This window comes from Sporosarcina sp. Y352, assembly GCF_056786535.1.
This window is the reverse complement of record NZ_JBXCJE010000007.1, coordinates 106,235-120,117: the sequence shown is the minus strand read 5'-3', so window position 1 is coordinate 120,117 and position 13,883 is coordinate 106,235. Positions and strand designations below refer to the sequence as shown.

Annotated in this window: 16 protein-coding genes; 10 read left to right on the top strand and 6 right to left on the bottom strand. The window is 38.2% G+C overall.

Features of this window, described 5'->3' with window-relative positions:
* The first annotated feature begins 64 nt into the window (after positions 1 to 64).
* Both AC1TO6_RS13530 and AC1TO6_RS13525 read left to right on the top strand, forming a co-directional pair.
* Positions 65 to 790, top strand: coding sequence for a 3D domain-containing protein (locus AC1TO6_RS13530; RefSeq protein ID WP_482102135.1), 726 nt, complete (start codon positions 65 to 67; stop codon positions 788 to 790).
* A 260-nt stretch (positions 791 to 1,050) separates the two neighbouring features.
* Positions 1,051 to 1,767 carry an SGNH/GDSL hydrolase family protein gene (locus AC1TO6_RS13525; protein ID WP_482102134.1) on the top strand — a complete coding sequence of 239 codons (717 nt, stop codon included), beginning with the start codon at positions 1,051 to 1,053 and terminating at the stop codon, positions 1,765 to 1,767.
* 100 nt (positions 1,768 to 1,867) lie between these two features.
* Here the strand turns inward: AC1TO6_RS13525 and AC1TO6_RS13520 are convergent, their stop codons facing one another.
* Positions 1,868 to 2,512 carry a hypothetical protein gene (locus tag AC1TO6_RS13520; RefSeq protein ID WP_482102133.1) on the bottom strand — a complete coding sequence of 215 codons (645 nt, stop codon included), beginning with the start codon at positions 2,510 to 2,512 and terminating at the stop codon, positions 1,868 to 1,870.
* A gap of 291 nt (positions 2,513 to 2,803) precedes the next feature.
* Between AC1TO6_RS13520 and AC1TO6_RS13515 the strand changes: the two genes are divergently transcribed.
* A complete protein-coding gene (locus AC1TO6_RS13515; protein ID WP_482102132.1) occupies positions 2,804 to 3,151 on the top strand; it encodes a VOC family protein in 348 nt (115 codons plus the stop codon).
* 130 nt (positions 3,152 to 3,281) lie between these two features.
* A complete protein-coding gene (locus AC1TO6_RS13510) occupies positions 3,282 to 4,154 on the top strand; it encodes a hypothetical protein (RefSeq protein ID WP_482102131.1) in 873 nt (290 codons plus the stop codon).
* A 161-nt stretch (positions 4,155 to 4,315) separates the two neighbouring features.
* Here AC1TO6_RS13510 and AC1TO6_RS13505 read toward each other — a convergent pair whose 3' ends face one another.
* Complete coding sequence (locus AC1TO6_RS13505; protein WP_482102130.1) at positions 4,316 to 5,371, bottom strand: acyltransferase family protein; 1,056 nt, start codon at positions 5,369 to 5,371, stop codon at positions 4,316 to 4,318.
* A 148-nt stretch (positions 5,372 to 5,519) separates the two neighbouring features.
* Here AC1TO6_RS13505 and AC1TO6_RS13500 point away from each other — a divergent pair, with 148 nt between their 5' ends.
* Positions 5,520 to 5,723 (top strand): hypothetical protein, encoded by a 204-nt coding sequence (locus AC1TO6_RS13500; RefSeq protein WP_482102129.1) that lies wholly within the window; start codon positions 5,520 to 5,522, stop codon positions 5,721 to 5,723.
* A 164-nt stretch (positions 5,724 to 5,887) separates the two neighbouring features.
* Here the strand turns inward: AC1TO6_RS13500 and AC1TO6_RS13495 are convergent, their stop codons facing one another.
* Together AC1TO6_RS13495 and sda are read right to left on the bottom strand one after the other, a co-directional pair.
* Positions 5,888 to 6,880, bottom strand: coding sequence for a dipeptidase (locus tag AC1TO6_RS13495; protein ID WP_482102128.1), 993 nt, complete (start codon positions 6,878 to 6,880; stop codon positions 5,888 to 5,890).
* A gap of 283 nt (positions 6,881 to 7,163) precedes the next feature.
* Positions 7,164 to 7,298 (bottom strand): sporulation histidine kinase inhibitor Sda, encoded by a 135-nt coding sequence (gene sda / locus AC1TO6_RS13490; RefSeq protein WP_482102127.1) that lies wholly within the window; start codon positions 7,296 to 7,298, stop codon positions 7,164 to 7,166.
* Positions 7,299 to 7,764: 466 nt separating this feature from the next.
* On the opposite strand from sda, the gene AC1TO6_RS13485 reads away from it, so the two are divergent.
* Positions 7,765 to 8,529 carry a hypothetical protein gene (locus AC1TO6_RS13485; RefSeq protein WP_482102126.1) on the top strand — a complete coding sequence of 255 codons (765 nt, stop codon included), beginning with the start codon at positions 7,765 to 7,767 and terminating at the stop codon, positions 8,527 to 8,529.
* Positions 8,530 to 8,587: 58 nt separating this feature from the next.
* Here AC1TO6_RS13485 and AC1TO6_RS13480 read toward each other — a convergent pair whose 3' ends face one another.
* Positions 8,588 to 8,722 carry a hypothetical protein gene (locus AC1TO6_RS13480; protein WP_482102125.1) on the bottom strand — a complete coding sequence of 45 codons (135 nt, stop codon included), beginning with the start codon at positions 8,720 to 8,722 and terminating at the stop codon, positions 8,588 to 8,590.
* On the bottom strand, positions 8,722 to 10,017 hold the full coding sequence (locus AC1TO6_RS13475; protein WP_482102124.1) for a tetratricopeptide repeat protein: 1,296 nt from the start codon (positions 10,015 to 10,017) through the stop codon (positions 8,722 to 8,724). Before AC1TO6_RS13475 ends, AC1TO6_RS13480 begins: the two co-directional genes overlap by 1 nt.
* A 354-nt stretch (positions 10,018 to 10,371) precedes the next feature.
* On the opposite strand from AC1TO6_RS13475, the gene AC1TO6_RS13470 reads away from it, so the two are divergent.
* From AC1TO6_RS13470 to AC1TO6_RS13455, 4 genes are all read left to right on the top strand, one after another.
* Entirely contained in the window at positions 10,372 to 10,536 is a 165-nt protein-coding gene (locus tag AC1TO6_RS13470; RefSeq protein WP_482102123.1) for a hypothetical protein, read from the top strand.
* 304 nt (positions 10,537 to 10,840) lie between these two features.
* The gene (locus AC1TO6_RS13465; RefSeq protein ID WP_482102122.1) at positions 10,841 to 11,269 is read left to right on the top strand and encodes a VOC family protein; all 429 of its coding nucleotides are present in this window, start codon (positions 10,841 to 10,843) and stop codon (positions 11,267 to 11,269) included.
* Positions 11,270 to 11,519: 250 nt separating this feature from the next.
* A complete protein-coding gene (locus AC1TO6_RS13460; protein ID WP_482102121.1) occupies positions 11,520 to 12,071 on the top strand; it encodes a DL-endopeptidase inhibitor IseA family protein in 552 nt (183 codons plus the stop codon).
* 688 nt (positions 12,072 to 12,759) lie between these two features.
* Complete coding sequence (locus AC1TO6_RS13455) at positions 12,760 to 13,758, top strand: DmpA family aminopeptidase (protein ID WP_482102197.1); 999 nt, start codon at positions 12,760 to 12,762, stop codon at positions 13,756 to 13,758.
* The last annotated feature ends 125 nt before the right edge of the window (positions 13,759 to 13,883 follow it).

The window sequence follows — 13,883 nt, the reverse complement described above, 5'->3', positions numbered from 1 at the left end:
AACGGTAATGAAATCTTTGGGGGGTATACTAAGTTTTGGTAGTGAAGAGGAGGAAGTTCAATAAATGAAAAAACATATCATTGCACTAGCGGCAATTGCAGGATTATCAATAGGGGCGGCAGGTCAAGCATCTGCATCTAGCGTTCATACGGTAGAAACAGGAGAAACATTATGGTCTATTTCGCAAGAAGAGAATGTCAGCGTCGAAAAATTACAGGCTTGGAACGGATTAGAGTCTACTCTTATCTATCCGACACAACGTCTTAAAATAGAAGACAAAGTAGAAGACAAGGTGAAAACATACGTCGTCGTAAAAGGTGATACATTGTTCAAAATTGCAGGGGCTCACAACGTCTCAGTGGGTGCTTTAATGACGAGCAATAATCTCTCAAGTGATTTAATCCATCCGGGCGACAAGTTAGTCTTTGGGGGTTCAAAAGCTCCTGCATCATCTAAATCTGTTGCACAGACAACAAAAGTAGCGGCAGCTTCACCGGCAGCAAAAGAGATGACTGTGACAGCGACCGCGTATACAGCTTATTGCGACGGATGCTCAGGCGTAACAGCGACAGGAATTGATTTGCGTTCAAATCCAAACCAAAAGGTCATCGCAGTTGACCCTTCCGTAATTGCACTTGGAACGCGCGTATGGGTTGAAGGGTATGGAGAAGCAATCGCTGGAGATAAAGGCAGTGCGATTAAAGGAAATACCATTGATGTCTTTATGGAAAATGAGCAAGATGCCCTAAACTGGGGACGTAAAACGGTTAAAATTAAAGTGCTTAATTGATGAAATTGTAGGTATACATACATAATAGTATGTAATATTTCAAATGAAATAACAGCGTAAAAAATGGAACTCAGCCTTGTAAGTAAAAGGCTGAGTTTTTTGTGTGATGACTTATAAATCAGCGTTCATTTCCACGTGCGTATCCAGTGAAGATATTGGAGAAACGATCTTTGTTCGGATGAAAGTTGCCGGACCTCTTTTGCTCAAGTTAAACTAGACGTTAGACATTAGACATTTATTTATCAGAGGGGTTGAAAAGAATGCCAATCATTCGTTCTATTATAAAAAAATACTTCACAAAAAAACAACAACCTATCGAAAGTCGTTGGGCAGGTAAGAAAGTTAACTTTCTCGGAGACAGCATTACGAGCGGTACCGCTAAAAGAAACTTTGTGACTTATGTGACCACTGTCGATCAATCCTTAAAGCTTGGAACTGCGCGTAACTATGGGATTAGTGGCGGAACGATTGCAAGCCGGGATCACTTATTCCCGGGAGAGGGACTGGATGACAGATTACCCCCTGTTGTGTCGCGTTGGCAAATGATGAATACGGATGCGGATATTGTTTTCATGTTGATAGGAACGAATGATTATGCAGCACAAATACCTATTGGAGACCGAGACAGTACGTTGATTTCCGATTTTAACGGCTCGTTTAACATTGTACTAAGTGGCCTCAAAGCCAAATTTCCAAATGCAGTTATCGTCGTCAGTACACTTTTGAACCGCGTACCCAAACCGACGAAAACCCATCCACTCACCATTGACCAATACAACAATGCAATTTTGGATAGATGTAAAGAACACGCGATTACATGCTTTCATTTACATGAAGTGAGCGATTTGAATTTAGAGACAGACTACTTGCAAGGGCTTTTTCAACTTACTGCAGATGGGTTACATCCAGGTAAAGAAGGTTCCGCAATCTTAGGAAGACGGATCGCAGAATTTATCAATTCAAACCAGAAAAGCTGAACGTCGTAAATGGATAACGCGTTCAGCTGAGAGGGGCAAAAGGAATTTTACATAAATCCGTTAGGGGAATCGTAACTGACAAGTAAAGAAATTCCCTATTTTACCTCCTTGAAATTTTTTGCCACCAACTTTTATTCCGTGCTGCTTCCTCCTTCAATTCTACTTCTTTTTTGATACCTTCCACAGTTGCAGAAACTTCTTCCATGCTTAATCGTAAATTAGAAACCCTTTCCGATTCGTGACGGTTTAACAAAAGCTTTAATTCCCCGATATTTTGCTGGTAAAGCTGATTTGATTCTTGGAGTTCCTGAAGCAAAAGCCGTTCCCTTTCAACTCTTTCTTTTTCAACATCATCTAGCTTCAAAACAACTTGCTGAAGTAGCTGATTCTGTAATACAAGCATAGATTTCAATTCGGCAACTTCTTCATTAACTGAAATCAGGTTCAAACCTTCTTCTGAATTGGAAGTTAGGGTGATGGGCAGTCCTTCAGTTTCCAGCTTCTCATTGACCACATCCAATTTATGACCGTCGTTATACAGCTTCCTGATAATCTTCAGCTTTTCTATTTCAGTAATTCTGATTCTGTATTCTCTTCCAATCTTCTTAAAGTGGATGAATTGCGCGTGATTTAGGATATAGCGTTTCAGAGTGGCGTTTGGTATGCCTGTAAGTGCTTCAGCTTCTGTGATCCCGATGTATACAGCATCATTAAGACTTGCTCCATTCACTTGTTTATTCATCATTCATGCACCCCTAATAACATATTTTGTATGAAATTCACACAATCACATCATTCATTTCAGAAAAGTTGGAATCATTCATTTACTCAATCAGTATCTATTCGACAATGGACATGACTTTCCCTTTTAAAAGGAAATGATTCAACCATTTCCTTTTGTTTAATAAAAAGGTATTCGTATTATTGTGGCCGAATATAGACAAAGTACTGTTCTTGTTCCAACCTAGTGGCAGTAGAAGAAACTTTACATTAAATCGAAAACTATAGATTAAAAGACAGACAGGAGATAGATACGATGATAAAAGGTTTCGGAGGAATATTTTGGAGAACTAAGAATATGGATGTTGTGAAAAAATGGTACAGTGAAGTGTTGAAGATTGAAATAGAAAATTGGAATGGGACTGTGATTAAACCTCAATTAGAAAATGAGACTATCTTTTCTTTCTTTACCGAGAATGACAGTTATTTTCCAACAGAACAACAAGTGATGTTAAATTTCGAAGTACATGATCTAAACGAGACTATTAAGCATCTTGAACATATTGGTGTACTTCTTGAAAAGAAAAAAGAGGTTAGTGAATACGGAAAGTTTATTTGGATTAAAGATCCTGAAGGTCGACTTATCGAGCTTTGGGAGAAATAGCGGGTTGTGATCATTTGCTATTAAGTAAACGGGTGCGTTTCTACAACAAGTAGAGGCGCATTTTTAATGGGCAGAATAGTTGAAGATTATTCGGGAAAGATACCTTTAAAGAAATGGTAGGTGGACACTATTGAAGAAAACACTCTACGTCCTTTTTTGTATCCTATTTCTCGCAAATAATACGGGTGTTTTTGCGAAGCAAGCTGCACCTAACCAAGATATTAATAAGTATTTTTTTGATGTCAATTTAATTAATTCAGTTAGCCAAGTGGCTGAAGCAAAGAAGGATACCAATCAACCTTTTTTGGAACAATTGAAGACGCATTCATTAGAGCATAGTGATATTGAAAACATTAAAGTTGAAAATAATTCCGGACTTCAGCGTGTATTCAGTATCAATGATGGTTTTCAAGAACGTGTACTCAGAAAAGTGGTGTACTGGCTTAATAACTCTGCCCGAGTGAAAGGAACAACCGAGGTACCTGTAGATAATCCATCCAATAAATTGACGTTAAAAATGGCAAATGGTGAAGTGATCACTATGGAACCCGCTTATACATGTGTAGTTAAAAATAAACGCAAAACCTGCACAGCTAAAGAAGGGGAATTAATCGTTGCAGAAAATAGACAAAAAGTGCGATTAAAATCACAATCTCTCTATGATTGGCTCATGGTAGGGTGGAGAAAAGAAGTGGACGGACTTACTAAAGAAGAGTTACTTGAAGAAGCATTGTTCACACGTTATTTATACCAGTTGGGCCCATCTTATTCGGAATATTTCATGTGTCCAAAAATCAAAATTGAACCGATTGATGGCGATCCTAGGAGACATCTCATTTTTGCCAGTGCTTTAAATTATTCAGGACACCACGGTGGAGATTATGATAAGCTTACTTTTTCTGTAAGTGATTCTAACCTAACAGGGTTACAAGTGACAAACGTAAAAATAAAGAAACATATTTCGCAAGAAGAAATCGAAAAACAATGTCGAACGTTTGATTAAACGAGTGTCAATTTGATTGTTGAAATAAGGTGTTATTTGTGCTTAAATGGTGATATATAGGCATTTTAAAGACCGCTAATTCATATGTGAATTAGCGGTCTTTTTCGTGCTTTAGTTTGTATGACTCGATTGAACAAGTTAGTCAACGGAGGTTCAGCTATTTAAGTTGTAACGGGAGGCGTACGCTTTTTCGGTGAAAATCCACCGAGTAGCAGTTTTCCGTGCGGCAGCAATTTCTGAATAATGATGGAAACAACGATTGGTACGATTAATCCAAATGCTGTGAATCCAACAATTCCATACGTAAAGTAATCATTTAACAAAATATCTGTAAAGATGTGCAAGTACATAATCGTCAGTGAGTGTTTCTCAATCCATTGTAGCCAGTTGAGCGACAAGCGAGTAGCAATGAGTTGAACTACGCCAACCAGAACGAGCGTGAATGACAATGGAATGATCAAATCTAACACGAAATGTTCATAACGTAGAAATTTCATACTCAAATGATAGTCAATTACATGGAATTCATCTAGAAAATAGGCTGATATACTAACAGTCAATCCAGCGAGTAACCACCACTTCGTGACATTCATCCAAATCGACTTTAAATAATAGCCCAGTGCAAAATAGACGACCGCCATAAGCGCAACATCAATGTTCCAAATCATTGGAATCGCTTGAGAAGCTGTATCTGGGGCACCACCTATGACTTGCATGGCAAAAATGCTTTCAAAATGGGCAACGATATAGAAAATCGATAAGATAACGATCTGTTTTGTGCGGTTAAAGTATTTTGTCATCCATAAGAAGAAAAGGTACGTAAAGAATAGTGTAGTCACAAACCAGAACACACCGTATGCGCCACGTGCAAAACGACCGCCTACTACAAGTGTCCAAAAGTCATTTGCATACCAAGCCAGTTCCATATTGCCTGAACCAATTTCGATTCCATAACGGATTGTCGTGATTGCTAACAGGAAAAACAAATAAGGTACTATTAATTGCATAAAGCGTTTGTGAATCGTTAACTTCATAAACCCTTTTTCTAACGCGGGTTTGAAAAACAAGCCACTCAAAATGAAAAAAGCCGGCATGTGGAACCAGTATATATATTTTGCGAGCGGGAAATCGAGTTGACCGGGATAATGACCAATGACGACAAGAATCATTAAAAATCCTTTCGTGACATCCACCCAGGATAAACGTTTCTTATTCATAATCATACTCCTCTAAAAGTGACCTAATTCCATTATACTACCAATTCGCTGAGTCAAACGTGATGTAACACGATTGACTCAGGATTGAAAGAAAGATGGAAGCAATTTCATAAAGGGGAAGGGGGAGTGTGGATTTTGAATTCGGGGAATGAAGTCAGGCGTTAGAAGCCCCGTTAAAATAGGGCTTGGCTATCACTTTTACGGCCTGCGTTGGTTCATTCTTGGCGATGGGGAAACTATAGAAGTGGGGGTAGCGCACGAAATTGTACCTTCGGGCGCATTGAAACTGCATAGAGAAGAATCCATTCTTTCATTAAAAAAAGCAAGCGCACTTTTACCTTGGTCGTTTTAAGGGAGCGACGGACAACAAACAGGTACAGCATTACCGAAAAAAGGGCTATGAGTAGTGACTTCGTTACTACTCATAGCCCTTGGTTCATCGTTAATCCTGTAGCGTTCACGTTGTCCAAAGCGAACCGAAAATGGTCTTGTAGAAAACAACAACAAATTTTGTCTTCATTTCAACCTCTTACTCATAAAGCTGAAAGCATTATCGAAGCTAATCCCCTCCAGCTCATTTTTGGAAAAACCTCTCACTGCCATGCGTTCCAGCAAATCGGGAATTTTGGTACAGTCCTCCAGTCCAACTGTGCGCGGCGATTTTGATACTAAATCATACGCTGACAAATAATCGAGAAAGTCAAAACCAAGCGCGATGTGTTGAGGTCCAACAAGGTCCGCTATGTACACCGCATGGTCGACAAAACGGTCCAGCGTAGGATTCACTTTGTCTATAAAACCACTGAACGCATTCAATCCAATGATTCCGCCGCCCTCGGCAATTGCTTTCATTTGAGCATCCGTCAAATTCCTTTCATGCGGGCATAGGGCAATTGCATTGCTATGCGATGCAATGATCGGCTGATTGGAAATCGCATGCATATTCCAGAAAGACTTTTCGTCCAAATGGGAAGCATCGAGGATCCAATTGAGCTCATTCGCTTTCCGCACCGCGAGCTCACCTAAAGCTGTCAGTCCTCTCTTTGCAGGTTCGTCAGCTGAACCCGTACCGCTTGCAAGAAGATTGCATTCATTCCATACGAAAATGGACTGTCTGAATTTGTTAGCATGTAATTCATCAAAAGCGGCATTGATATTACTTTCGAATGAATCTTGTCCCCAGTGTTCAAGAAAACGCATTCCTTCAATCCCTAAAAAGAGATTAATCTTCCCCGAACGCGTCGCGTCTTTCATGTCATCGGTAATTAGGCAAACATTAGCATGTTTAGACGAACGCAAATCATCCAACACATGTGTTAAAATCGTCTGAAAACGTGTGAAAGGATCTTGACGGAAGGCGGGTTCAACCCAAATCACACAACAAATTGAATCGACACCGCCTTTTTTCAATTGCGGATAATGAATTCGGTCGAATACATCAGTTTCTCCGTTACTCCTTCTCCATGCGATGTCCGTAAAAAGATCTGAATGGATGTCGAAAACTTTCACATCAATATCTCCTCGCTTAAGTGATTTCCATTTTAATAGCGCGTCTCTGACTCTGTCTAAAAGTAGTATACGAGCGACAACAATATACGGGGGGAGAGGGGTGCAAACTGGGTAGGGAAGAGATTGACGTATTCGTAGAGGATATAAATGAGAGAACAATTACGGTCGTTCAGTAAAAATAAGTAAGCACCGGGTTTTCGGCAATCTCATTTAACAATGAGATGGTAGAAATCCTGGTGCTTTTTTGTGGGGGCTATCCTCTTTCATTCAGATAAAAGTCGAATTAGATCTTTAAAGAACGCCGATGAATTTCTTCTTCCAACAACTCGATAAAGTGAGGATTTAACTTAATGTCTTTTGCTTTGAAGTAAGATTTAATCAATAAGTCATTAGGTAATTTTTTCAACTGGGATTGCACCTCCTATTTTTTTAACATATGTGTACTAAACTGAAATGTTGAGACATAGATTGGAGAATAGGGCAGAACTAAGCTGTACTCTAAATCTACCAAAGATTAGGACTAAGAACAACCGTTCTCTTATCCACAGGTGGTGGTGGATAAGCTGTTCAAAACATGTTCGTAATGAGTGGCAAAGCATTGCTAGCCATGGGTATAAGGTTAATAACCTTATCCACAGTTGTTGGAATTGCGAAATTTGTCGAAAGATTTTATTAGTTAATAAATCCTTTTGAGTCCATTCCGCGACTTGAAGGAATTTTTTTTGCTTACATATGAATCGAGCTAGCTAGTTAATCATATAAGGCGGGCGGTGAAGAATAGATTGGTGTAATGCGTGTGTAAGATAGTTAGAAAATAGTGTGCCTGAAGGGGGAGGCAAAGTGCAGCAAGTAGGGGGAAAAGTAAAAAGTGAAGGGGAATCGGATTGCACTGCATAAATTGTGGACATAAACAAATTGAAGGGAAATTTTGTGCAACGTGCGGAAACGCATTAAGCACCGAAGTTCAGCAAACAATGAGCAGAACGGCAACGAAACCTGACATAAAGTCGATAGAAAAGGTTGAATTGGTCAAAGTGGCCATGAAAGCGTACTGGGTCTATTTTGTAAACCATTTGAAGCGTCCTTCTGATGCCATGGACCAGGGGGAAAAGGAATTTAGAAACGGCATTGTTACTATCGTCATTCAATCAATATTAATTGGGCTTTTCTTGTTCACATTCATGAATAATATACCAATTTTTATTTATGGGTTTCCCTACGAAGCTTCATTTGTTGAGGTTATGGTTAAATCGTTATTACTTAGCTTTGGATGTACGGCAATTTCCATCGGTTCATTGTTTATCACGCTTAAATTCCTTGGGCCCGACCAGTCCATAAAAAACATTGCAGGCATTTACGGAACTCAGCTAATTCCATCGACATTCCTCATTCTAATCGCACTTATTTTCCTCCTGTTAAAAGCGTATGCGTTCGGAAACATATTGCTATCCTTCTCGCTTTTAATTGCATTTCTTATTGTGCCACTGTACATTCTTATCAAGTTTGTGCGGCAAGATTTATCGGCAGTGGATCCACTCTACTGTGTAGCCGTTTATGTCGTCATTGTTGGGATTGCTTTTTCCATTTTATATATCCTTTTTGGTGATTACGCAATAGGGAGCATGATGAGTCGATTGGTATTGTTTTAGTAAAGCCAATAAAAAAAACGAAGGAACAACCCGTTAAGGGTTGTTCCTTTTGTTGTGTTTATATTCTTTGGTCGACTGTGAAGCTTGATGTTTTGAATAGCTCAGGAACTCGATCTTTTGAAGCATAAGCTTGATTGCCAGTAACTCCACTCAAAATTGTAACTAGTAATAGAATAGATAAAAGTTTCTTCATTATAAATCCTCCCATGTTTTTATTTTTCTATATAAATATCCATATCTATTAGCTTCTTTAAAGTAAATAGATGATAGTTTATATTTTCGATTACGGTAATACCATTCGGCGAGTGCAATACAGTATTTATGAACATATTGATAATCCTGTATCTCCTTGAAGTACTCAATCGCTTCTTCGGCAATTTTTTCGGACAAACCTTTTTCACTGTAAATTGATTTGAATATATTAAAATGGTGGTAATAAGAAATGGAGTAATTGTCTTCCAAACGGGACATCAAAAGCATACCTTCATTACACCACTCATTAACAAGTTTCTTGTTATCTAACTTAGAATACTCAATTATTAAACAAAATATTGAAATAAGTGGTTCCTCATCATTAGTTTTAAATTCAATACTTTTTTTATAGTTACTTATAGCATCATCACTATTGCCTATTATACTGGAAAGTGCACCAAGATTGTGGTAAACAATTCCTTTTTCATGGTGCAAATTAAATTCATCGCATATTTGCATTGCCTTTAAATAGGATTCATATGCTTCTTGAAATTGTTCATTTTTCTTTTTGGTGATTCCAATTAGTATATAGCACTCTAATACTCTCTTCATTAAAAAGTTTTCTCTAAAGTATTCGAGTGCATTTCTAATATATTCAATGGAGGTGAAAATTCGGCCATCCGCCGTAAATACTACCCCAAACATAAAATTCATTTCTGCTTTTTCCCAGTCTTCTAGTAAAATATCATCAATTAATAATAACACATTTTCGAAATACTCAATCGATTTATTGCGATTTTCAATCGAATAATTATAGATTGCTTTATTTACAGTTAATAAGTAAATTTGCCGTGGATTAAAGTCTTTACATGATTCTTCTAAGTAGTTTATTTCTTTTTTTAGTACATCAAAATCCATACCTGAAATGATTCGGAACCGTAAAACGATTAGAAGGTAAGTGTAGTAGAGCGATTGGTTTTCAAATAGTGGACTACAATTCAGTAGATAATCCAGTTTCTGTTTAGTCAAGCTCACGTCTCGACTCGTAATTACTTCTTTATAGGTCTCATTGAGCATTTTTTCAAAATCTAGCTCAGTTTGCAAATCATTTTTTTGTAACTTCGAAGGATCTATACCTAATCGATTAAATAATAATGTAACGACGTCTTCACTAGGGAATATCAAATTCCGTTCGATTTTGGATAAGTAAGAAGGCGTGCAGATTCCTTTTGCTAAAACTAATTGTTTCATTTGTTGTCTGATTCGTTCTGCCCTTATTAAATGTCCAACTTTCATTAGCGAATCCCTCTCTTTTAAATCATAGTTCATACGTAGCATTAATCATACCATTTTAATGTGGGAAATAAATTAGAGAAACACTCAAAAAATGCATAATTCCGAAAAAAATGTCCCAACTTAATTGAATATTATTCTAGCCATATAAATGATATTGTTGAGTAAGAGAGTGAGGGATAGTACGCATGCGAATTGAGGACATTTATTTTGATGAAGCTGTTATGCGAAAGAAAAGAGGAAAAGCTGCTATCCAACTTAGGAATAAAGAAATACGAGTTCGCAGCCCAAAAGTGATTTCCTGTATGGTAAAACGAATTTTTTCTAGCTTATCATTCTTTCGAAGGGAGTGAGATTATGCCCATGGAAACACCAAATGACAAAATTGAAGTTGACTTAAAAGACATAGATTTATATGAAATGAAAATAGAACTGATGGCATTTTTGGATAAAATGAAATCAAATGGATTCCTGGAATCAGTCGAATTCCGGGATAGTCCATTTGGCATCAGGCAAATCTAATTTGCTGTAATTTCTCTATTTAAAAAGCAACATCCACAAACTCATTGAAGGTTTGTTGATGTTGCTTTTTGTGATTATGTATTAATCAAAACCTGAATTAGAATATTCCGCTTTAATCAGTTTAAGTTTCTTCGGTTGACCATCCACCTTCATCCAGATTCATGTAGTCCTAAGGACCAATCACTCCTGATAAACCGCGACGCTCTCACTCACCAGTTCTAGACAACCCACAGGACATCTACATCATCGAAGTGTTATAATAGTGTGACAAATAAATGTTATGTAAATCGAAGGAGCGAATGGAATGGCTATTGATGTTTACCTAAACTTTAACGGAAATTGTCGTGAAGCGGTATTGTTTTACGCGGAGGTTTTTGGAACAGAAGAACCCAAAATAATGACTTTTGCAGAAGCACCACCTAATCCGGAATATCCCCTTCCAGAAGAAGCGAAAAACATGGTTATGCACACTCGTTTGAATATTCAAGGGAGCAATGTTATGTTCTCAGATGTTTTTCCCAATATGCCCTTTGTTGCGGGGAACAATATAAGCCTTGCGGTAGTCAGTAAAGACCAGGATGAGATTAACGCCATATTTGGTAAACTGAAAGAAGGCGGGAACGTGGGCATGGAACTTCAAGAAACGTTTTGGAGCAAAAGCTACGGTATGGTAACGGATAAGTTTGGAATTGAATGGCAAGTTAATTATGACAATGGAGAAACTTTCATGTAATTCGTCATTTTTACGAATTGCTATTTCATTTTGGAGAGTAAAACGCAATGCGCATATATAAAGCGCGCTGCGTTTTTTTGTTTTCGTCATTTATCCGCTACATTCGAATCATTTTTAAATTACCTAGCAACTGTTCCGCATATATATAATCGTCTAAGTTTATCATCATAGGACTTTAATCCAAGTGCTGCAGCTTCATTGGGAAAACCGTATATCCATTTCATTGAATGAAAAAAAGAGGAGTGGCTTCATGAAGTTGAAAAGACGTTGGATATTTGGCATATCGCTTCTGCTTTTTTTGTGTACGGCATGCCAACAATCGAGTGATGAAACAATCACAAAAATTGAAGTTCCTCCGGCGCAAGCGGTGGAGATTGCGGCGGGATGGGCAGCGACGGAAAGTCTAGTGCAGGCAGGCGGCGTCTATGAAGAGGGGGAATATCAGAGGTTCAATGATAAAGGGAAGACGTATCGATATATGGCCAGTCAATTGGACACGAAGAAGGAATTACGGGCTGAACTTGAAAAGTGGCTAACAAAAAAAGTTGCTAAACGCTATATAAAAGAGCATGGTTTTATTAAACAAAATAAGAAGTTGGCGCAAATCGAGTCGGATGGAGGATCCCTTCTTGAGTGGGAAGTAGCAACAGCAGTGTTGGTGAAATCGAAAAAAAACAAGTATATATTTGAGTTAAGTGTACCGATAGGCTATACGGGTACTTACGATAAATTCGAAGTCACATATGAATACGTGAAAAAGTTGGGTTGGCGTATTAGTAAACTGCCGGATTATGTGGATTAACCAGGATAGACGCTTCGGCTAACACTTTTATGTGCCTACGCTGTGTGATAAAAAGTTCCGATTCATTCATTACCGTGTGTGAAGTGCCTTTATTGAAAAATACAACCTATTAGTATCAATCAAATACAGGTGCTGCTTTGGTAATTTTAATCGATTTCGTAGTAGAAGCTTCTGTGAAAGAAGGAAATGCTACGATGAATAGTAATAAAAATAGAATGGATTTTTTCAATTGTTAATATGCCCCATTTGTCTTTGTTCTCTTTCTATATAATAGTTAGAAAGTCGGAAACTAGCTAGGGCTAATTGGATTTTATTACTGGCTTACAACTTTGGAACTTATCAACATTTGCAGTGGATAGATTGTGCATAACAACCATATTATGCATAAAGCAATAGAAAAGACGCTTCTTTTGCTGTTAACAACTTTATCCACATAGAGAAATAGCGTATATAAGCTTGTAACGTTATCTGTATTTTGAGTTAATTATAGTGGGTATAAAGCTGTTCACCTTCAACACTTATCTACAAATAGGCTTTATAATAATGTATACATTCTGACTAAAAGATTCAATAGAAAATTGAGGGAAATAATAGAAAATAATCGTACTTGGAGTGATGTAAATTGAATCTACAAAATCCCAAAAAATTCAGAGATAGAGGAATTATAATCGGTCGTCTTCCGGTAGGCATGAAGAATTGTATTACGGATGTGGAAGGTGTAAAGGTTGGACATGTAACGCTGGATAATCCATTGGATGGAGATGAATACGCAGCTACGGGCGTGACTGCTATATTACCGCATGGCGACAATTTATTTATGCATAAAGTAGTGGCTGCAAGCTATGTACTGAACGGTTTTGGAAAAACATCGGGGCTTGTCCAAGTAGATGAGTTAGGCCAGATCGAGTCACCGATTATGCTGACAAATACGTTTGGCGTTCCCGCGGTTTCACAAGGGACGCTACAGTATATGTTAGATGAAAATCCGGAGATTGGGGATACAACTGGCACCATTAATCTGGTTGTGGGGGAATGTAATGACAGCAGGTTGAACTCAATCCGCGAGCTGCCGGTTCAACCAAGCCACGCGATTGCATCTATCAAAGGAGCGTCCAATGATGCTACTTTGGAAGGGGCAGTTGGCGCTGGAAAAGGCATGATTTGTTTCGGATATAAAGGTGGCATCGGTTCTTCATCTAGAATTGTCTATGACGACGAAAGTGGGGAGTCCTATATACTCGGCTGTTTAGTTTTAAGTAACTTTGGCAGAAAAGAAGATTTTCAATATGAAAAATATAAACTGAATGATATTCAGGAATTTCCTAGCTATCCGAAACCAGCTGACGGGTCCATCATGATTGTGTTAGCTACAGATGCACCGCTCAGCAGTAGACAATTGCGCAGACTAGCAAAAAGATGTGGCATCGGGCTCGGAAGAACGGGCAGTCATTTCAGTAATGGCAGTGGCGACATTGTCATCGCCTTTTCAACTGCTAATAAAATCCCGCATTTCTCAACCGGAACTGTTGAAACCAGACATCAAATGAGAGACGATCATCCAATCATGAATGATTTTTTCCTGGGTGCAGCTGAAGTTACAGAAGAAGCAATCCTGAATTCATTGTCACAGGCAGTGACAACTACCGGGCGGAAAGGGAATACCGTTTATGCTTTTCCGTTTGAATAAACATAAAGATGCGATTGCCAAGGATGAAATGCCGCAGATATAATTTTTTCAGTTATTATCATTTTGCGTTAACTAGGTGATTCACTAAAAATAACCAGCGAATTACTTGATCACACATTGGACAA

Bases quoted from the DNA above. Each gene is read 5' to 3' on its own strand.
- AC1TO6_RS13455 (WP_482102197.1), top strand. From the start codon at position 12,760: ATGAAGAATTGTATTACGGATGTGGAAGGTGTAAAGGTTGGACATGTA.
- AC1TO6_RS13525 (WP_482102134.1), top strand. From the start codon at position 1,051: ATGCCAATCATTCGTTCTATTATAAAAAAATACTTCACAAAAAAACAA.
- AC1TO6_RS13475 (WP_482102124.1), bottom strand. From the start codon at position 10,017: ATGAAAGTTGGACATTTAATAAGGGCAGAACGAATCAGACAACAAATG.
- AC1TO6_RS13460 (WP_482102121.1), top strand. From the start codon at position 11,520: ATGAAGTTGAAAAGACGTTGGATATTTGGCATATCGCTTCTGCTTTTT.
- AC1TO6_RS13470 (WP_482102123.1), top strand. From the start codon at position 10,372: ATGCCCATGGAAACACCAAATGACAAAATTGAAGTTGACTTAAAAGAC.
- AC1TO6_RS13480 (WP_482102125.1), bottom strand. From the start codon at position 8,722: ATGAAGAAACTTTTATCTATTCTATTACTAGTTACAATTTTGAGTGGA.
- AC1TO6_RS13505 (WP_482102130.1), bottom strand. From the start codon at position 5,371: ATGAATAAGAAACGTTTATCCTGGGTGGATGTCACGAAAGGATTTTTA.
- AC1TO6_RS13520 (WP_482102133.1), bottom strand. From the start codon at position 2,512: ATGATGAATAAACAAGTGAATGGAGCAAGTCTTAATGATGCTGTATAC.
- AC1TO6_RS13500 (WP_482102129.1), top strand. From the start codon at position 5,520: ATGAAGTCAGGCGTTAGAAGCCCCGTTAAAATAGGGCTTGGCTATCAC.
- AC1TO6_RS13530 (WP_482102135.1), top strand. From the start codon at position 65: ATGAAAAAACATATCATTGCACTAGCGGCAATTGCAGGATTATCAATA.
- AC1TO6_RS13465 (WP_482102122.1), top strand. From the start codon at position 10,841: ATGGCTATTGATGTTTACCTAAACTTTAACGGAAATTGTCGTGAAGCG.
- AC1TO6_RS13515 (WP_482102132.1), top strand. From the start codon at position 2,804: ATGATAAAAGGTTTCGGAGGAATATTTTGGAGAACTAAGAATATGGAT.